Origin of the sequence: Phoenicibacter congonensis (assembly GCF_902386915.1) — a bacterium.
In the GTDB taxonomy this organism is placed as follows: domain Bacteria; phylum Actinomycetota; class Coriobacteriia; order Coriobacteriales; family Eggerthellaceae; genus Phoenicibacter; species Phoenicibacter congonensis.
The window spans coordinates 937,765-958,293 of record NZ_LR698997.1; the positions used below are offsets into that span (position 1 = coordinate 937,765).

The 20,529-nt window shown below is 56.7% G+C and carries 8 protein-coding genes; 1 reads left to right on the forward strand and 7 read right to left on the reverse strand.

The window, feature by feature from the left end; translation table 11 throughout:
• Positions 1-31: 31 nt before the first annotated feature.
• The 7 genes from FXZ76_RS04080 to FXZ76_RS04110 all read right to left on the reverse strand — a co-directional run bounded on the left by FXZ76_RS04080 (position 32) and on the right by FXZ76_RS04110 (position 10,178).
• Positions 32-577: a helicase-related protein gene (locus FXZ76_RS04080; RefSeq protein WP_157887292.1), complete on the reverse strand. Its 546-nt coding sequence runs from the start codon at positions 575-577 to the stop codon at positions 32-34.
• 66 nt (positions 578-643) lie between these two features.
• On the reverse strand, positions 644-1,927 hold the full coding sequence (locus FXZ76_RS04085; protein WP_147571534.1) for an SNF2-related protein: 1,284 nt from the start codon (positions 1,925-1,927) through the stop codon (positions 644-646).
• A gap of 34 nt (positions 1,928-1,961) precedes the next feature.
• On the reverse strand, positions 1,962-3,173 hold the full coding sequence (locus FXZ76_RS04090) for a hypothetical protein (protein ID WP_079535895.1): 1,212 nt from the start codon (positions 3,171-3,173) through the stop codon (positions 1,962-1,964).
• Entirely contained in the window at positions 3,160-4,473 is a 1,314-nt protein-coding gene (locus FXZ76_RS04095; RefSeq protein ID WP_079535896.1) for a hypothetical protein, read from the reverse strand. Before FXZ76_RS04095 ends, FXZ76_RS04090 begins: the two co-directional genes overlap by 14 nt.
• 3 nt (positions 4,474-4,476) lie before the next feature.
• Entirely contained in the window at positions 4,477-7,860 is a 3,384-nt protein-coding gene (locus tag FXZ76_RS04100) for a DEAD/DEAH box helicase (RefSeq protein WP_079535897.1), read from the reverse strand.
• Positions 7,861-7,862: 2 nt separating this feature from the next.
• Positions 7,863-9,962: an Eco57I restriction-modification methylase domain-containing protein gene (locus FXZ76_RS04105; RefSeq protein WP_197682102.1), complete on the reverse strand. Its 2,100-nt coding sequence runs from the start codon at positions 9,960-9,962 to the stop codon at positions 7,863-7,865.
• 3 nt (positions 9,963-9,965) lie between these two features.
• Entirely contained in the window at positions 9,966-10,178 is a 213-nt protein-coding gene (locus FXZ76_RS04110; protein WP_172618932.1) for a YlcI/YnfO family protein, read from the reverse strand.
• A gap of 730 nt (positions 10,179-10,908) precedes the next feature.
• On the opposite strand from FXZ76_RS04110, the gene FXZ76_RS04115 reads away from it, so the two are divergent.
• Positions 10,909-19,971 (forward strand): InlB B-repeat-containing protein, encoded by a 9,063-nt coding sequence (locus FXZ76_RS04115; RefSeq protein WP_079535898.1) that lies wholly within the window; start codon positions 10,909-10,911, stop codon positions 19,969-19,971.
• Positions 19,972-20,529 lie beyond the last annotated feature (558 nt).

Genomic DNA, 20,529 nt, shown 5'->3' on the forward strand with positions numbered 1-20,529 from the left:
AGCCAATATCGTCAGTGCGCCGTTCGGCCTCTTAGTATTCCAGGCTCTTGGCATCTTCTCCCAGCAGGCGCTCGAAGACGATACGCAGGTCCTCGTCATCGAGGTAGCCGCCCTCAAGGCAGCCGCGGTCGATGGCGTCGAGCATCGTCTGCTCCTTCTCCTTCAAGCGGTCGTAGATCACGGCGTCGAGGGATAGCTCCCTGCCGTCGCGCATGAACTTCTCGCGCATGAAGTAGTAGCGCGTCTTCTGGTCGTCGGGCAGGCCCAGACGGTGTATGCGGTCCTTTGACTGCAGCAGGTGCACCAAGTTGTAGCTGTACTCGAAATACACCGCGTCGTGGCAGACGCTGTGCAGAGAGACCGACTCGGCAAGCGTCTGCGGGTTGGTCACGAGCACCCTGAAGCGCCCCGCGCGGAAGTCGTCCAGAATCTCGCGTCTCTCTTCCTGTGGCGTGGCGCCGTAGATCGCCTCTGCCGGAATCCCCATGGCGGCGAGGTCGCGGCGGAGGTTGCTGATGCTGCGTACGAAGATGCACCATACTATGACGGGGCGGCCTTCGGCGACGATGCGCTCCACGAGCCGCTCGCACGCCACGAGCTTCGAGCTCGGGCGGCTTCGCTCGATGGCCTCGTAGAACGTCTGCTAGAAGTCGACGTAGTCGATATCCGAGTAGTCATCGCCGACCTGGTCGAGCACGTACTCGAGGTCGCCTGGGTCCACTGCAGAGCAGAGCATCTCGGGGTCGCTCTCGAGCTGCAGGGTGCGTATGATCCTCGCGAGCGCGTTGGGGCAAGACGCGTACAGGACTCGCAGCAATGTGTCCTCATCGGGCGTCGCCTCGACCTCCACGATCTCGTCGGGCTCTGGGCGCGGCACGCCGAGCTCGTCCTTGTTCGTTCGGCAGAAGAAGGGCGCCAGGCTGTCGTTGAGGCTTGCCTGGAGGTCCGCATCGGGCGCGCGGAGCTCGCCCGGCTCGTAGCCGAAGAACGTGTCGTAGTCCTCGGGGTACAGGATGTGCAGCAGGTTGTAGATGTCCTGGTAGGTGTTCGGGATGGGCGTTCCCGTAAGGGCGATCACGAACTTCGCGCCGTCGGCCGCCTCGAGCGCGGCTTCCGCGCGCCTGCCGCCGATGGCCTTCACCCGGTGCACCTCGTCGAAGACGAGCAGGGTCTGGTCGGGGATGATGGCATGCAGCTCCCGCACGTAGCCCGAGAGCGACTCGTAGTTGAACGTGAACAGGTTGCACGCGCCGCTGTCGAGCGACAGCGCGTTGCGCCTGCGCTCGGTCGACATCGCCGCTATGGCGGGGTCTCCCAGCGAGAAGCAGCTCAAAGGCAGCTTATCCCCGAAGGTGGCGACCCACTCCTTCTCCCACGACTCGAAGCCGTTCTTGGGGCAAACCACCACGATGCGGCGCGCGAGCCCCAAATGGCGAAGGTAGGCGAACACGCCGAGCACCGTCGCGGTCTTGCCGGCGCCGGGCACCGAGAAGTCGGCCGCGCGCCCAACCGTCGCCATGAAGAAGGCGTCGAGCATCTGCCGGTCGCGCAGGGGACGCACCATCGACGCGTTCACCACGTCGCGGAACTCCCGGAAGCGCGGCCCCAGCTGGGTGTCGTCGGCGATGCCCTCGGCGGTCTGCGCCTTGATGGCCAACCCCACCTCGGAGCGCTCGCGGATGTAGGTCTCGCCGGCGTTCACGAAGGCGCCGAAGCTCGGGTCAACCGCGATCTCGACGCCGTGGCCGTCGGCCTCCATGATCGCCTCGAGCATGTCTTGGCACTCGCGAAGGCCCATGCCGCCGTCGAGTAGGATGCGGTCGCGATCGGTGCCGTCGACGGCGCTCGCCGGGTAGTACAGCCAGGCGCGCCATGCGGCCGAGGCCATGAACGAGGCGATGTCTTGCCCCTCGATGCGCAGGTACATGCCGGGGCGCGCCTCGTCGTAGCAGACGACGGCCCTAGGCGCGCTCATCGATCTCACCGATCAGCTCTTCCACCTTGTCGGCGACGGCAACGAGGTTGCGGCGCACCTTCTCGAGCTCGTCGGGTCCCAGCACGTCGAGCATCTCGGGAAGGATCTTCTCGAGCTCGGAGAGGCAGTCGGCGGATTTCTTGGCGGGCGTGTCCATGAGCTTGACGCGGCGCACGGTCTCCCTTGCGCGGTCGCCTGCGCGCTTGAAGCCGTCGACGAGGTTGCCGTCCGAGCGCAGCTCGCTCACCTTCTCGCGCGTGAGGGCGTCGGGACCCATCTTCTCGAGGAGCTCGGACATGGCCTGCAGCTCGGCGGCCTTGAAGTCGGCCTCCGCATCCGTGCCTGCCACGCTGCCGAAGTCTCTCACGTATCGGGTGATGTCGCCCTCGGGCTGCACCACCATGTTGGCGAACATGAGCCGTTTGACAAGCTGTTTGTCGCGCCTGTTGTCGTACTTCTTCAGCACGCGGCTGAACTCGCCCAAGGGGCCATCAACCTTGAGGGCGCGGGCGAGGTGGTACTGCTCGGGGGCCTGGCAGAATTCGAGGAACTCCTCCATGTACTGGGCGCGGTCGACGAGTTTTTTCACCTCCGCCTCGGTCATGCCCGTCGCGTTGCCGTACTCCGCAGGGGTTATGAGGTGGTTCTTAACCACGTCGCGGTATACGCCGACGAGGCGGTCGACGGGATCGTACGCCACCTTCTCCTCTTCGCCGATTTGGATGGCGAGCTCGAGCAGTTTGATGCGCTTGGGGTCGCTGCCTGTGGCGTCGTCGAGGATGGCGGCCTCGAACCAGCCCGCCTCGTTGTTCGCCCGCGCGAGGCGGCGGACGCAGGTCAGGCGTCGGTTGCCGTCGATGACGCGTCCGTCGTTGAGCACGATGCCCGGCCTAAGCTGGCCGCGAAGGGCGATGCTCTTCTCGGTCTTCCTGAGCGCGCCGGGGTTGCTCTCGACGATGAAGTCCTCGATGACGCCGTTGTACTCGTCGCGGCCAAGGGCGAGCAGATCCGCGCCCTGCGCGGAGTTGTACTCGCTTACCCAAGTGGCGATGCGGTCGTTCTGGTCGTTGTAGAACAGAAGGTCGCACTTGATGCGGTAGATGTCGAAGTCGCGCGTCACGTTGTCGATGGAGTGCTTCTCCTTGCGACCCGTCGGCAGGACGTTGCCAGTCGCGATCCCTTCCTCAAGCAAGCTCATTTCGTGCCTCCTTCTTCCATGCCTCCATGGATGAGTAATATGCGTCCCCGATGTCGTCGTAGTAGACGTCGGAGTTGTAAATGGTCGTCGTCAGAAGCGGTGCCGGGCACGTGATGCCCAGATCGTTTGCGAGCAGTCTCGGCAGGTCATCGCGCTCGATTCCCTCATGGTGGGCGACGATCCACTCGATGAGGTCGGCTGCGGAAAGCCGCCCCTCGCCTCCGGCGACGAACACCTTGGTTCCGGCGAGCGTGCAGCTGCGCAGGAGCCCTCCCGCGTCGAGCAGTCCCTCGTAGAAGTCGTCGGGCATGTCCAGCCCGTACAGCGGATGCGGAGTGGCGCCGCCCGCGCGCAGGCTCGCCACGGTGAAGGGCTCGCCTTCGGGCGCATCCACGCTCACCGCGGGCGCGTACGACTCGATGTCCGCCATGCGCGCGCCTAGCACGTCGTGCAGCCGCGAGAACGAGATGTAGCTGTCGCCCTCGTAGAGAAGTAAGCGGTGGTCCGAAAGCGCTTGGCGCAGCACCTGGCGGAAGGCGGGGTGCTGCCACACGGCGTTCTCGAAGCCGGCGTCGCCCTTCGCGAAAGACGGATGCTCGGCCAGCAGCCGCGTGAAGTGGTCGTTCGGGGTGCTCCCTTCTCGGAAGAGCAAGCCGCGGTCCTCGTAGTAGCCCGCATCCTCGATGCCGCGGTCGAGCGCTTCGGGCGGATCGTCGGGAAACTCGAAGGCGAAGCGCCGACGCACGAGGCCTTCGTCGCAGATGCGGCCGGCAAGCTCCCGGGCAAGGAAGCCCTCGAGGGTGGGTGCCTCGCGCTCGGTGTCGTGCGCTACGGGCACATCCGCACGGGAGGCCGGGGCGCCCGTCGGGCATTCAGCGACCTCGACGCCAAGCCACTCCGAGAAGCTCACGTCCGCGGGCTCGGCGAACAGGTCGAGCCATATCGCGGCGATGCCTGCGCTGAAGCCGTATTCGCGCTCGTAGGCTTTCGCGGCGACGTTTCTGGGCTCGTCCGCATGGCGCTCGGCGAAGGCGCGCACCTGACGGCGGCGGTCGACCTTGCCGAACCCGACAGAGAGGTGGTCGCCCAGGGTGACGCCCTCGTCTGCGTTCCAGAAGACCTGCTTCAGCTCATCGTAGAGAGCGATGGGCGTGGTGATCCCCGCGCGCCTCAGTTCGTTGCGCGAGGCGCGGAAGACCAGGCGGGCGCACAGCTCGGCGCCGTCCCGCCGCACGGCATCAGCTGCCGCGCGCGCCGCCTCCGCACGTCCGCCCTGCCGGCTGTCGACTACTTCCGCCACGCGCTACGCCTCGCCCAGCTTGGGCCCGAAAACGCGCTCCACAAACGTAGCGAGCTCACCTTCCTTGGCAAGTTCGGCGGAATCCGCCAGCTCGAAGTTCGAGTCGCACCCCTGGCCGACCTCGTTATGGAAGCCCAGGATGAAGTGCGTGGCAATCTCGTAAATGATCTTGGTGGGCGCGATGCCGAACACCTGGCGCTCCAGGATGTGGTCCAGCCGCTCGCGGTCGTTCGGGAAGGCGGCCTTCATGCCCTCGCTTCGGTATAGGCGCTTGATGATTTCGGTGATGTAGAGACCTGACTTCATGTACAGGTCGGCAAAAGTGTGGCTGGGATCGTCGAAACAGCCCGGGTTATCCTTCTCGAACAAGTCGACCATCTCTATCACGACGTTGCGTGGCGTGAAAATCTGGTTCGTCTTCTGGGGCGGCACGTAGTCGAAGATGTCCTCCGTCTGGGACTCGTCGAAGTAGTTGGCCAGGCGCTCGCGCAGTTTGATGAACTCGCTCACGGAGTCGTTGAACACGACCTCGTCGAAGAGGTGCCCGACGAAGCGCTTTACCTCGCCGGTTTCGCCATCGGTGTAATCGCCGCCGTCGCGCAAAAAGCGGAACTCGTCAACGGTGATGCTCGTGACGTCCCGGAAGACGTCGGCGGGGATCACCGTGTCGAAGTTCGCGAGCGTCGTGCCCTGCTCGCCGTAGGCCATGAGGAACGACGGGATGGTACGCGAGAAGCCGCGCAGATGAGCGCGCACCTTGTCCTCGATGCCCTGCTTCTCGTCCTCTTTCTTCGCCGTCTCCACCTCGCGCACTACGGTCTCGCCGGCGCTTTGTACGAGCTCCTCGCGGGAGTCCTCGAGCTTCTGGGCGAGCGTCTGGAACGCCTCTGCTTTCTGCTCGTCATGGCGCTGGTTCACCTCGGCGCGCTCGGCTGCGCTGGTTGCCGCCTTGAGCTCGTCTTTGCGCGACTGCTCGATGCGGCGCGCCTGGATCTGGTAGTCGCCGACCTGGCGGTTGAGCTGGGTGTCGGCGTCTGTCTGGACCTTGCGCTCGATCTGCTGTTGCTGGCGCGGTTTGAGCTCGCTGCCATAGCTCTCCTTGGCGGCCTGAACCAGAGGCGCGGTCACGCTCTGTTTGAAGGCCTCCTTGAGGTTGTCGAGCATCGCCCTGTCGTCGTCATCGGCTGCGTGTGCCTTCGCGATATCTTGGACCTGGCCCGAGAACTCAACGACGACATCGCCGTAGACCTTCGGCCCGAAGATGTCCGCCGCCTTGCCTACGACCTGCTCGTCGGGAATCTCCACCTCGCCCTCGTCGTTGATGGAGAGATCGCGTGCCGTGCCCTTGTCGATCTCGACCTTGTTCTTCTCGGCGTTCTGTGCCTTGCCCTGCTCATAGGGGTCGAAACGCTGGATGATCTCCACGACCTCTGCCGGCGCGCGGAAGACGCTCGCGATGTTCTGGAACAGGAAGTTGCTCATGAAGCCGCGCTTGACCACTTCGCGGGCGTGAATGCGCCTCGGCACGCTGAGCACCTGCTCGGCATCGAGCTCGACCATCTGGCCATCGTCGTCCTCGCCATAGACGGGGAAGAAGTTCAGCAGCTGGCGGATATGGCGCTCGCGCGTCTCCACGTCGCCGCCGCCGCGCGCGGTCTCGCCGTACAGGTCGTTGGCGAACTGCTCGAAGATGGTGAGCGTGCGCGCCGGGTCGAAGTCGAAGACGTAGGCATTCTCCTTGCGCGCGTAGTTACCGCCGCCCAGGTCGAATAGGCACGGGTTCTGGCTGCGGAAGGCCGCCTGCATGTACAGTGCGGGGCTCGCCATGTTCGAGAGCATGAGCACGGCGGTCCACTCCGGCACGGTCACGCCCGTGGTGAGCTGGCCGACCGAAAGGGTGATGGTTCTGTCGTGGTCCTTGATCGCGCGGCGCACCTTGTCGAGCGACTTCTCGTTCTCGTCGTCGGCGTCGATCTTGCCGTCGCCTGCGGCGAGAACAACCTCGTAGTCCCCGAAGACGGGGTGCGCCCGAAGCTTGTTGGCGAGGGCGCGGGCGGAGTCGACGCGGTTGAGCATCCAGAACGTGTGGCGCAGCTCGTCGCGCAGCTCGGGCGTCGAGAACGGGAACTTCTCCTGCGTGGTTAGCGCGTCGAGGAACTTGTCCACGTCGGCGTCGTGCACGAAGCCGCCGTTCTGCTTAGTCGAGAAGAACTCGTTGAGGTCGAAGGCGAACTCGGTCTGCTCGCCGTCGATCTCCATGCCGCCGCGGGCCTCCTGCTCGACGATGTCGCTCATCTGGTAGGTGAGCAGGTTGAGCTTGGGAAGGTTGGCGTAGGGGTTCGGCTGCTCGGAGTCGGCCGGCCAGTCGCGCTTGGCCTGCTGCTCGTCGGCATAGGTCCAGTTGTAGATAGCGTCGTCGGCGAACTTCTCGTTGGCGATTGCCTTGAAGGGCGTGCCGGAGAGGTGCAGCGTGAAGCGCCGCTTGATGTGGTCGAACGCCACGTCGGTCTTGAAGGTATCCACGCCCTCGTGCGCCTCGTCGATGATGAGCACGTCCCAGGTGAGGTCGGCAACCTCGTCGAGCTTCTGGTACACGCCGCCGAAGCGGATGGAGCCCTTGAGGTCCTGAAGGCTCACGAACTCGATGAACCCCTTGGGGCCCTCCGGGTCGTTGCGGATGGCGCGCAGGTACTCCTCGCGACTGAGGCAGTAGGGCTTGCCGGCCAGGGCGTCCGCGCCGCTGATGAAGCGGTAGCCGCCCTCCACTCCGACGAACTTCACGTAGTCGTCGTACCAGGAGTTGGCGATGGCGGGGCGGTTGGTGACGATGAGAACCTTCTGCGCGCCGATGCTGCGGCACAGGTCGTATGCGGTGAGCGTCTTGCCGAAGCGAGGCTTTGCGTTCCACAGGAACTCGCCGCCGTGCGCGCCGCCCTCGTCCCAATGGGCGCGGGCGAAGGCGGCCGTCTGTTCCACTGCGCGCTGCTGCTCCTCGCGCAGGGTGTAGGAGGCGGCACCGGGTGCGTCCAGCACGCCGTCGGTATCGCGGAACCGGTAGAACTGCTGGTGCGATTCCTCTCCGCTGATCCTGAACCATTCCTTCTTGGATTCGCGCTCGACGCCCTGCTTCTCGAGGTATACGTGGAAGTCGGTGTCGCGGAACGTGCCCGCGCGGTGCTCCCACGTGGCGTTGCCGCTCCACTCCAGATGCCACTGCACGTCGGCGGTGTGCGTCTGCTGCTTGATGCGCTCGCGCACGTCCTGCTCGGTGTAGCCGATCTTGGTCCAACCGTTATGGCGGGCGATCTCGGGCGTAGTGTAGGCATAGATCTGCGGAACCGCGAGAGCGGTGGTCTCGATGATCTGGGAGATGTCGATGCTCGCCATGGCTAGTTCATCTCCTTCACATGGGATTCGATGAACTGAATCTCCTCGTCGTCGAGACCGTACTTCGCATAGAGCTGACGGTCGATGTCGGCCACAGACTGAGACCAATCGATGTCGGAGTCAGAAGTAAAGTCCTGAAGAGGGACGTATTTCCAAACCCCCCTATCGTTATCCTGGGTTATTTTTAGAATCCCCAACAATGTTCGCGCAAACTTGCTTTTAATATACTTCAAGCAGGCTTCGGCTTCTAATTCAGTATCGAAAGACCCAATTGCAATGAACGACTGAGTATAGCCTATTAGAGGCGAGCCTATTAGAGGCGTCGACAAGACCTCGCCCAAAGCACCCGATCCATTTGCGCGCGGTACCAACACTTTCCAACGCGAAAGGCATTGATGATCAAAATCAACGTAACGAGAATCAATATACTTATAGGTTCTCTTGTTCTTCTGAATTCCTAGTACTTTGATTGAGTCGCTAGATTGGTGATTTTGGAACAATGACACTTTGTCGAAAATATTATTCCTGAACCGTCGATCTTTTCCGCCGCTTCCTATTATGTTTTTCATGTCAGGATGGTCTGCATAAAGCGCCGATAGGTCAAATCGAATCTGGGTGTAAATAATACTTGCAAGACTATTCGCCTCTGCCTTGCAGCCGGCTTTCTTGTTCAAAGATGTTAGTTCGGGAAACGCCGTAAATATCCCAATTGCCCCATAGCTACTTTCAGTATCGCGATAAGTAATAGCAACCCCCCCCTTAATATCAGTATTAGGAAAGACCTTGGAAGCATCCGCCTCGTAACTCATCACCTTGACATGGGGGTCATTGAGCATCTTTCTATTCCATGACTTAGGGGTTGAGCCAGCATCAAATAGGAATCTAGCGGGAGTAATAAGCTCAACTTTATTGGAAACCTTGAACGCCGAGTCCATGAACTCATGGTAGATAGGCGGTGCATAGGTCTTGTTACCGGAATCTGACTCCGTCACCGAAAGCTGGTAGGGAGGATTACCGATTACTGCATAGAACTTCATTCCCATAGCTGCTGCCTTACCTTTCAATGTGGCGAACTCGAAGGGCTCGCCGTTCTGCCAGTCGTATATCACGCAGAGGGGAACTGTTTCCTTCGGTTCCTCTTCCTTAGTCTCTTCGGTTGCCTCGCCGCTGAACATATCGTCGAACAGGTCGAACAGCGACGGCTGCATCGGCTCGGGCTCAGGTTCCTCGAACGTCCCCAGGGTCGACTCCACCTCTGCGCCCATCTTGTTGGTGGGCACGGCGTCGGTGAAGCCGTTCATCTGCCAGAAGTTCCAGGAGACGATCCTCGCCGCCTGCTCTAGCTCGTCCTGCTCAGGGGCCGACTCCCAGCGGTCGCGAAGATGCTCGGCGAACGTCTCGAGCACGTTGATGCGCGCGATGAGCAGGTTGTCGCCCTGGAACTCGAAGCCGTATGTCGCGCGCAGGGCGTCGAGCGCGCGGCGCACCCATTCCTTGCGAGTCTTGGTTTTCTCGGTGACAACGCGCAACTTGCGGTCTAGGAAGCCCACGCGCTCGCGCACGGGCAGCTCATCGCCAGTCACGGTGTCATAGCGCGAGCACACGAACGGCGCTTCGCCGCACGTGATCTCGAGCCGCGGCGCCTCCACGTAGGCATGCCAACCATGACCTTTTCTTTTGGGGAATTCTACCGCTTCCGTCGTGGCCGACCAGGCATTGCGGCCGTCTTCCGAGACGATCTCGGTGTTAAAGGCGTCTCTCCGCCCGAACCAGGCCTCATCGATGTCGTTGTTCATCTGGTTGCAGAGCCACGACGGGGTGAATACTTCCGCGCGGCTTTTCGTGCGTTGGGACCGCTTCTCCTGCTCCTTGGCAATGCGTGGCTTGATTACGCCAGAGTTCATGCCCGTGATCTTCTCAACGGTAATTTCTTCGTCACCCATATAGCCTTCGCCCAGGGCCTCGTATTCGTTATCGGCCCATATGATGTTGTGTCCCGTTGTGCGGTCGCACAGCAATGTCTTGAGAATGGAAGTTGGGTATCGACGGTCAAAAGACTCTATGAAGCCTTCAAGCGAAATTTCATGCATCGGTTCGACCACAGACTAGTGCCCCTTCTTCGCGAGCTCTTCGATCATGCACGTGCGCACGAAGGCAGAGAAGCTCATGCCCCGCAGGGCCGCCTCCTCCTTCGCGGCGTCGCGCAGCGTATCGGGGATGCGCAGGGTCACGGATACCTGATTGCCGTTTACCAGGAAGCTCCTGGTCTCTGTCTCGTCGGGGTTGCCCTTGATGAACTTTTTGTAACTGTCTGGCATCTGCGCTCCAATCGCTCGAAATACAATGCAAATGCGATTAAACAATTATTCTATCGCAGCGGTTTTAACGGCATTTGGAACAAGAGTATAGTTATTATCAAATAACTGCTCGAGCCTCTGAATTAACGGTACTCAACACTGTCAAATCTTTTTTTCTTTTGCGGCATTGTGACGTCGCTTGCACTCCTTAACCATCTTCACTAACACCTGTACCATGGCGGCATTTGCATTTTCTCCAGACATTGTAATGTACACCGAATTGTTCACTAACCACTGCATCATCGCAAACTCTGCATGGCTAGAGAGTTTTTAGGTTTTGGTGGCGTGCTCAGCAATCCACTTAATAGCTACTACTGAAAGTTAAAAGTTGCGCATTGAGATTTTTATCCATGAGGACATAAGGTTCCATCTATAGACTGTTCATCAAGCCGCACTGTGAGTTTTACCAAGAGCATCAACATGTCCTCTGGTGTTTAATGCTTTACTCAAGCGGAAAAGATTGACGACAACGAGGCGATTGTGAAGCATCTTTGCTTTGTCTATGACGTTTTCAAACTGATGATGCAATGAGCCGATTATTTTGTCATGATGAAGGCTTGGAATTCCGTTTTACTGGCTCGAGTGAATCATGCGTTCCTTCAATAAAGAATAAAGGTTGTTCCTGTATACTTAACCTTGCTGTTTTTGTGCTATTTAAAGCAGCATTTTCCTGCGCTTGGAGGTTGTCCCCATGAAGAAAAGAACTCGCATTTTTGATGTTGCTTTACGAATTCTCTTAAGTTTTGCGCTTGTAGTTTCATTTGCTCCAATTGTTCCCTCATCGTCGTTTGCTGATGAGGCAGGTGACGCTGTTAATGAGACTTCCGATGCGGACACGCTCCCTTCCACTTCTAGTTTTGATAATGCTGCAGGGGAAAACAACCCCAAATGCATCGCTATCTTTTCCACATCAGGCAAAACGGCAGAAGGTAGTGCTTCGAGCGAAGGGAGCGATGGCACAGAAGGTGAGTCGGGAACAGCTCTTGAGCCTGCGAGTTGCGAAAGCCTTGATGCAGGTGATTCTTCTGCAAGCGATTCAGCTGCAGCGTCCAGCGACCAAGCTAACAAATCGCCAGACAATTCGCCTTCGAATGATTACGTGCGTCAATACGGCAAGCTTATGGCAGACGGCAACATCTACGAATGCGACGAGTCGGGTGTGCTCAAGCGGTCAACGGAAGAAGCTGAAGCTATCGAGCCATATAATGTTGCTAATCTCATTGTAGATTCTAAAGTTACTACTATTCGTTATCACCAATTTGCCAGTTGTCATAGCCTGAAATCGGTGCGATTCGAGGGCAAAACGCTTGACTCGATTGACGATACCGCCTTCTATGACTGCCGTAATCTTGCTTCGGTTGACCTTTCGGGAATGAGCATCAGGTGTCTTGGAGAACTGGCGTTCGGTACCTGTGTTAGCCTAACCGGCCTTACCCTTAACGAACCCGTTACTATTCAGGCAATGGGGTACGGTTGTTTTTCGTACACCGGTCTTACCACCACCAGCTTAGACAAAATAAAGGGTCTCACCTCACTTCCCGATGACGTTTTTAAGCAGTGCTATGACCTTGTTGAAACGGGTCTGGACAAAAACACGACTATTCAGTCGATAGGGTCTGAGGCCTTTGCTTATTGCTATGACCTCACCGACACAGGGTTAGGCGCCAATACGTCGGTAACCACCATTAATGAATACGCTTTTGTTGGGTGCGATCATTTGACCGATACGGGCCTAGGGACGAATGAACGAATCTCCGCTATCGGAAATTATGCGTTCAAGGACTGCAAAAGCCTGCGCCTTACGGGTCTTGAAACGAACACGACCGTTTCAAGCATAGGTAAAAGCTGCTTTGAAAATACCGATATGAGCGGTGGTCTTGTTCTGCCGAAAGGGTCGTTAATAACCCAGATCCCACAGAGAGCGTTCTACAAAACAAAGCTCGATTTCGTGTACTTCCAATGCGACCATGCGGTGCTTGTCGATTCTCAGACGTTTCCTAATGGTTTTATAAAAGTTCTCGTTCCCGCACGTTCGCTTGATTTGTATCAAAATAGCGAAGTCAAACGTGATTGGGAAGCATGCAATTACGACTTGCCCTACGATGCTTCGAACTATCTGTCTATCAGCGTCGTAAGTGATCCAAACAGGCTTGTGTACCAAAAAGGGGACGCTGTTTCCCTTAGCGGCATGCAAGTGAACTTCAACTATGATGGTACGCAGCACACTTTCGACTACGCCGACCTCGCGAGCAATTATGCGTTCAGCCAATTCTTCTCTTTCAGCCCCGATAACGGGTCGACCTTCCGGGCTTCCGACAACGGCACTCCTGTGCGCGTAACCTACAACGACGGCGACCATCTTCTTAGTGCCTATTCATCAGGTCTTTTGAAAGAAGAGGGGAGCACGGCGTTTTCCGTGTATGTGGAGAGTCCGACCGCCCAGCTGGGCGAAACGACGACGGGCGGCGGCCAGTTTGCTTTGGGCGACACGTGCACGGTGAGCGCCGAAACAACGCTCGACGGCAGGCTCTTCGCTTATTGGGCTGATGAGAAGGGCAACGTTCTTTCCGAGAAGAAAACGTACGAGTTTTCCGTTAAGCGCTCCATCGTGCTCACTGCCGTGTTCGCCGACGAGATCGTGGTTTCCCCGAAGGCGCGGCTCAATCTCGCGAATGGGAGCGAAGTCGAAAACGTGACGTTCTCTATCGTTGCCGACAACTGCAATTACGGAGAGACGTTCGTCACATATCCCGACAAGATGGTGACGATCACGTGCAACTACGATTCCTCGAAATGGTCAATCGATCATTGGGTCTATTCGGATGGCGCTTACTGGATTGCTGGGAGCGAGAACTCTTCGACCGTTTCGTATACCGTGGAGGGAAAGGGCGATCCCGTTGCCATCCTCAGGGAAAAGGAGCAGCCTGACCCCGACCCCGGCAAACCTATCGATCCGGTAGTTGCGGTGCATGTCGATTACTCGCAGACAATCGACTTAGGCGGGAGAGCGCTTATGGAGGGCGTTGAGGTTCCGAACGTTTCGGGCTCGAGGTTCCTCTTCGCTGGTCAATTCGTCGCGCTCGACGCCGAACGACTCGGCATGCTCGATGACGACATCGAGTTCGTGGGCTGGTATGACAAGGAAACAGGCGCGTGCTTGAGCGAGCGGCGCGTGTGCCTTTTCAAGCCGGAGACAAATATGAGCGTCGAGGCGCGCTTCGCCTTGAAGGATGTGGCCGTGCACATAAACTCAGCGAAATCGACCGATTCTTCGGAAGACTACGCTCATGTAACGCCTACCACCGGCAATTGCTATCGAAATGCAGGGGAGGTAGTTACACTTTCTGCAACCGCTGAAAACGCGCAGTTCCGAGGATGGTATGAAGGGGAAAGCGGCAATGAGAGCCTAATCAGCGATAACCTATCTTGTGATTATGCGGTTTGTGACAACAATCAGGCACAGGTTGAGATAACCCCTTGGTACTGTGCGCAGCAGGCAAGCGTTGTGCTTGACGTTGACGGAACCACCGAGGATGGAAGCCCACAGGGTTCTTTCATCACCACGGGCCTCTACGGCATCGGGTCGAGCGTCACCGTCGTCGCGATTCCCGCACCCTATTATGTGCTCGACTACGTTACCGATGCAGCGGGTAACCGAGTGAATGTTTCAGAAAACGGCTCCTACACCTTCACGCTTGAAGGGGACACCCAGCTCACAGCGCATTTCCGTGAAACGTCTGATGGCGATGAGGCGTTTATCGCTTTGCAAGCCGCCCTCATTGCGGCACTTGGTGTGGCAATCGTTGCCTCAACGGCTGGCGGCTTTGGCGAGTTCGTCGACCCAATCGCGATTCCTGCCATCATCGAAGTCGGCGAAGCGGAAACTATCGAAGACCTCGTAGAGGTAGGGGGTAAGGCCCTCAAGGAGATAGAGGAGATTTTCGAGAAGCACAAGCATGACCGCGACCCTGATAAGCCCAAGGGCGACCACACCGCCGAAATCATAGCTACTGCGCAGCCAGAGGCTGGCGGCATTGTGAAAGGTGGCGGTGTTCATTTTGAAGGCACTATTGCTGAGTTTGATGCTATTGCCAACCCTGGATATCACTTTGTTTGTTGGAAAGAAGATGGCATCGAGCGCTCCACGCTGCCGCATATGCAGATGGCAATCACCGATGCTACGCCCGATGTGGTGAAGCTGACAGCCGAGTTCGAGAAGGACGTGACCATCACAACCTCTGTCGATGTTGAGGGCACGGCAGCCGATGACGTTACAGGCTGCAGTACTGCGCCCGACAGGCAGATTGTACGGCACGGTGAGCAGGCTACCGTTGTCGCCACCCCTGGGGAAGGGTATGAATTCGTTGGGTGGTTTGAAGGTGCGCTCGAGATTTCAAAAACTCCTACATATTCCTTCGTTGCCGAAACGGATAGACATTTGGTGGCCAAGTTCAATCGCACCTGTACGGTTAGCGTGAAGGTTGAACCCGCGAGCGCCTTGGCGGGCAAGTGCACTATTGTTGGCGAGGGGAAATGCGTTGTGGGCAAACCTGTGGTGCTTTCCGCAAGCTTGGATGAAAGCATGCGCGATGCCTACACCTTCAAGGGTTGGTATCGCGGCGAATCGGACGTGCTAATGGGCACCGATGAAGCGCATCTTGAGTTTGTTCCCGACGGCGACACCTTTGTTCGTGCGGTGTACGTAGCAAAGAAATATGAGGTCGGTGTTAAAATTGATGGCCTGCTCCCTGGCATCAACCCTCACGGTGAAGTTGAAATCGTGGGCTATCCCGGCATGGGGTCGGTCGAACTGCCCTACGGCCGCCACGTCACAATAAAGGCAACGCCCAACGACAAGTACTGGTTTGCCTATTGGGAAGATACTTCTGGGAAGCGCTATCCCGACTCTGAGCTGCGCGTGAGTGTGACGAAAGATGAAACGTACACGGCTGTGTTCAAAAAGGGCCCCGACGTTATTATCACAGCTGATGCATACTGGGGCGGCAAGGTGATCTGTAACGGCGACGAAGTGAAGCCTGATACTGATAAGTATGCTTTGGATGAGACGCTTCATCTTGCCGCCGAGCCAAATCCTGGTTTCCTTTTCTGGGGCTGGTACAGAAACGGACTGCTCGTGAGCACGGAAAGTGAATGCACGCTTTCTGCTGAGGAATCACCCATTTCAGGAAAGTGTACGATTGTTGCCGCCTTTAAGCCTCTTGATGTGGTGTGTTTGCCTGTGGCAAGCCCGGCAGAGGGCGGCACGGTTACGGCAAGCCGACTCTTTGCCGATCGTGGTTCTGATGTGCGACTAAAGGCAACCGCTGCGCCTGGCTATGTGTTTGAGGGCTGGTATGTGGGTGATGAATTGGTGTCAGGAGACGCCGAGTTCACCTGCAAGGAAGGACGCAGCCATGTTCATGTTGCACGCTTCAAGCAGCAGGATTTTACCGTTGAAGCGAGTGCTGTTGTTGCCGATGAAACGGGCACCTTGGTTGAAGACGCGGCCGCTGGAAGGGTTGAAGGAGCTGGGGCTATTGGTGCGGGACGATCTGCTCGTCTTGTTGCCCACGCCAACGAAGGCTATGTGTTCAAGCGATGGGTAGACGAAACAGGCGCAACGGTAAGCACCGATGTGGAATATCGGTTCGTTCCCTGGGCGTACACAAAAATTCGTGCAGTTTTCGAGGCGAAGCAGTTTACGGTTGCTGTTAACGCGGCAGAGGGTTTTGGTACGGTTGAAGGTGCAGGCACCTATGCTGCAGGTCAACAAGCAACGGTTACAGCAACTCCGAGTGAAGGCGCTTCCTTTGTTGGATGGTATTCCGAAGGCTTATGTGTAAGCACGGATACTGTTTATACCTTTACGGTTCGCGACGACGCTGCTCTGACTGCTGTATTTGGCTCAGCCCCGTACGTGGTGAGCGCCATTGCGTCCCCTGCAGATGCGGGCTACACGAGCGGTTTTGGTACCTTCAATAATGGCGACCGTACTACGCTTTCGGCAGTTGCCAAGCCTGGTTATACGTTCGATTGCTGGAAGGATTCGCAGGGCAATACGGTGAGCGAACTGCCTGAATGTACTGTTGATGTTTCGGAAAGTGCTGCTTACGTTGCCTTTTTTACGCCCGATTCCTATTTGGTGAGTTTGCACGCAAACCCTGATGCTTCAGGCGCGCTGCAGGGTGCGGGTACCTACAAATTCGGCGATACAGTTGAGCTGAACGCTCAGCCCACAATCGGCAAGCGCTTCGTGGGTTGGTATTTGGTGGAGCCCGAAGACGACGAAGCTGCAGCTGGCGGCGATTCGGGTGCTGGCAGCAATGGTGTTGGCATCGATTCGGGCACTGGTAGCTATGGCGCTGGTGGCAATGGTTTCAGTGGTAATGCGCCCGCTACGCTTTTCAGTAAGGACGCGCATTGCTGGTTTACCATCGATGAGGATCTGATTCGCGATATTACCAACGGCGAACTCAGGCTTGAGGCGCGCTTTGCCGACCCTTATGAGGTGTCAGTTTCTGCTAAGGCTGTTGTTTCTGGCAAGGTGGGATCGCGTGGTTGCCGGGTGATTGGCACGGGCACATATTCTTCGGGTGATAGAGTTACGCTGCAAGCCGTTGCTGGCGATGGCTACCGTTTTATGGGGTGGAGCCTCGATGAAGCAGGCGACGTAATTGAAAGCAACGACGCCATCTTTGAATTCGAAGCTGGTGCCGACGTGTCATACTATGCTCAGTTCGTTCCAGAAGATCCGGTTGAAATTGCCGTAACGCAAAGCTCAATGTTCAGGGGCCTTGCCTTTATGGTTGGCACGTTTGGGGCAGCTACTTCGGTTGAAGTTGACAAAGGAGACCCTTTTGTGGCCATGGCTGTTCCGTACCCTGGCATGCACTTTTCGCATTGGGTGAACGATGCGGGAGCCATTGTGAGCTACAGCGCCATACATGTTGGCGTTGCGCGTGAGAACATGCGTCTTACCGCCGTTTTCTATGAGACTGGCTTCGATGCTCAGGTTGCCACATATCCTGCAGGCGCGGGATTCAGCATGGTGGTTCCTGGAACAGGCACCTCCTATAAGTCGGCATCGGTGCTGGTCACTATTCCTTACCCTGGCTGGAAGTTCAAGTATTGGGCAGATGAAGCCGGTGTTCCAGTGGGATTTAGTCCTGTTATGGCGCGACCTGCCTATGCCAACAGGACATTCACGGCTTACTACGTAAAGGAACAAGTTGAGGTTGTTGCCGTTGATCCGCGCGAGGGCGGTTATGTTGAAGGTTCGGATGCCTATAGCGAAGGAGGTTATGCCCTGGTTCGCTCGGTTGATTCTGGCAACACCGTCACACTTTCCGCTGTTCCCTATGATGGATACGAATTCGTCGGATGGTATGACTATGCCGACAGGGATGCCGAAAACGCACAGCCTTTGAGCACCGATGTTCACTGGACGTTCTATCCCGAAGCCGACATGAAGGTGGTTCCTCGCTTTAAGGAAGTTCAGAAATACGCGGTTTCAGCCACTGCCGAAAACGGCACGGTTAACCCCGAATCAGCAAGCGTTATGCCTGGCGGGAGTCTTACCTTTACTGCATCGCCCAATGAAAACTGCTATCTTGACCACGTGAGCACCACACTCGTCACGATGAGTGAAGGTGCTGGCGCGGGTGCTTCGCAGGGAAACTTTGATATTTCTGACTACGAAGGTGGTGCCCATCAGTTTGAATTGAGAAACGTCACTTCTTCGCAGGCGTTGACGTTTGCTTTCGCAGAAGCTGGAGCACCTGTGATTGATGCGCAGCCACAAGACATCTCCGTGCGCGAAGGGGAAAGTGCGACCTTGTCGATTGCGGCCGATGCGGCACAAAGTGTGTGTGATCACGAGGCGATATCGAGCGGTGCGGCAGCTAGCCACGGACTTACCTATCAGTGGTACCGCGTTGGCGAAGACGGGCAGAGCACACCCGTTGAAGGTGCGCATCTAGCAACGCTTGAAGTGCAAGCTAGCGATGCGGGGGAGTATTACTGTCGGGTTACTCAGTCATATCTTGGCACCGAAACAACAACCGATTCAAATCACGCAACTGTTTCACGTGTTGAGCCTGAAGCGCTTGTGTTCAACACTACCTCACTGTCCAAAGCAACTGCGCATGTTGAATACGATGCTTCTATCAACCCTGCAACGGGTGGGACGAGCCCCTACACCTATTCGCTTGCTCAAGGTTCCACACTTCCTGCAGGAGTCACTTTTACAGCGAATGAAAATGGGTTGAGCCTTTCAGGAACGCCAGATTCCACGGGAGTTTTTGCCTTTGATATTGATTGTGTCGACCATTCGGGGCAATCTGCAACGGCTCACTTTACGCTGGTGGTAATGCCGAAGATACTCGATCTGGCATTTTTGGGCAGTCTATTCATCTATAACGGCCAACCGCAAGGCCCATCGCTTTCGGGCGTTCCCGAGAATCTTTATGATGCCATTGTCTATACGTATATAGGAATAGGGGAAACCCATTACTCAAGCAGCCAGCCGCCTACTGATGCGGGCAGCTACCGCGTTGTGACGACGTTGAACAGCGGTGGATACAGAGGTGCTGCAACCATCAAGTACACCATTGCGAAGAAGCCTGTGCACCTTGAGCTTACCGCCGAAGATGCAACCTACGACGGCAGTTCTCATGGGGCAACCGTTAACGCTCAGGATGTTGCGCCTGGAGATTACGAGATAACCTATCGCGGTGCGAATGGCACTGAATATGGCCCGACCAGCAAAGCTCCAACTGATGCTGGAAGCTATGTAGCAGAAGCAAACCTAGTGAACCCGAATATGGTGGGTTCTCAGACGGCTACCTACACCATTTCTCCTGCTGAGCAGGTGATCGAAGGAAAGACCGACTATGAGGCTGTTTATGGCAATGCGGGCATTGTGTTTGAGAACACGGCCAAGACGCCTGTCAGCTATGAGGTTATTCCAAATGAGGATGGCTCACCGAGCCCCATTTCGATTCAGGGTAGCTATGCAAGCATCGTTTCTGCAGGTAAGGTGCGTGTGGTGGCGCATGCGGCAGCGAACAGGAATTACGCAGCGGCAAAAGATGTCGAGCTGACTGTTGACGTTTCTCCTGCTCCATTGCTCGTTATTGTTGACGATGCCGAACGTTTCGAAGGGGAGGAAAACCCGGCGTTTACGTCGAACCTGATTAGCCCCGCTTCGACGACGGGTGTTGCTGTGAGTTATTCGTGTTTGGCAGACGCTACATCACCTGCGGGAGAATATGAGATTGGCGCTAGCACATCCAATTCGAATTTTGCGGTAACGGTTGAGCCAGGAACTCTCACAGTGAAGGCCAAGGACCCTGTGGACCCTGTTGACCCTGATAACCCTGATGGACCGAATAATCCTGGAAAACCAGATAATCCTGATGACTCCACAAATCCAAGCGACTCCAACTTTTCTGGCGAGTCTGGTGGCCCGGGGGCTTCAAACGGTGGCCAGAATGTAAGTTCCGATTTGTTGAAGAATGAAAAATCTTGCAGCACATTAGGCAAATCATCTGGGCAGGAAGGCTTGGGTGAGTTGAGTGAGAATGGCGATTTGTCTTTGTTTGATTCGAGCGAAAAGGACGAAACTAAAAATGCACAAGAACGAAGTTCACTGCCTGATGACAAGAAGAGTCAGTTCCTGATTGCTGTTTTGCTGGCCCTTGGTTGTGGTGCTCTGATTGCTTTTTTGGTTGTAATTCGTCGCCGTCGAAGCTAGGAGTGAATTTGAGGTGCGCAAGGGGAGGGTTGGATTGTTGGACGAACCTCCCCTTGCGGGTGGCGGTCTGCTGGCACTTAAACAAGGAAAGAAGGTTGTCGGGCTTTGTCGATTTCTTCAAATTAACCATGGTAACTTGTTTAAAAGGTCGTGCGGGTGATTGTTGACTTGTAAGGTAATCTCATGTCGCTTCTTGGTATCGAAATGGACGCGCTTGTCACTCGTTCGCTTGTTGCGTTGCACGGCGAAGACGAATTGTATTTGATTTAAAGATTTAAACCTAAACCATCGATTTATCTGCTATTATGGAGTCGATTTATTTCGTTTGAGTGTTGGTGAACCGGTGGTGATAGTGTGGCTGAATTGAAAAAGGGAGAGTCTGATGTTTTGAAGTACAGTGAAGCTATCTATATCGCCAGTAGCGTATTACGCCTTGATTTGGACCATGTTAACAGTAGGGTACCGTCAAAACAGTGAGGGTACCCTTTTTTCTTTTAGGATGTGAATCGGGTAAGTGAATCGGGTTGCGTTGAGCGAAGAAGCTGTGTGCCATTTGTG

What these genes read in the sequence shown, in the direction of transcription:
- FXZ76_RS04085 (WP_147571534.1), bottom strand. Translation starts at nt 1,927, where the DNA reads ATGTACCTGCGCATCGAGGGGCAAGACATCGCCTCGTTCATGGCCTCG.
- FXZ76_RS04100 (WP_079535897.1), bottom strand. Translation starts at nt 7,860, where the DNA reads ATGGCGAGCATCGACATCTCCCAGATCATCGAGACCACCGCTCTCGCG.
- FXZ76_RS04115 (WP_079535898.1), top strand. Translation starts at nt 10,909, where the DNA reads ATGAAGAAAAGAACTCGCATTTTTGATGTTGCTTTACGAATTCTCTTA.
- FXZ76_RS04090 (WP_079535895.1), bottom strand. Translation starts at nt 3,173, where the DNA reads ATGAGCTTGCTTGAGGAAGGGATCGCGACTGGCAACGTCCTGCCGACG.
- FXZ76_RS04110 (WP_172618932.1), bottom strand. Translation starts at nt 10,178, where the DNA reads ATGCCAGACAGTTACAAAAAGTTCATCAAGGGCAACCCCGACGAGACA.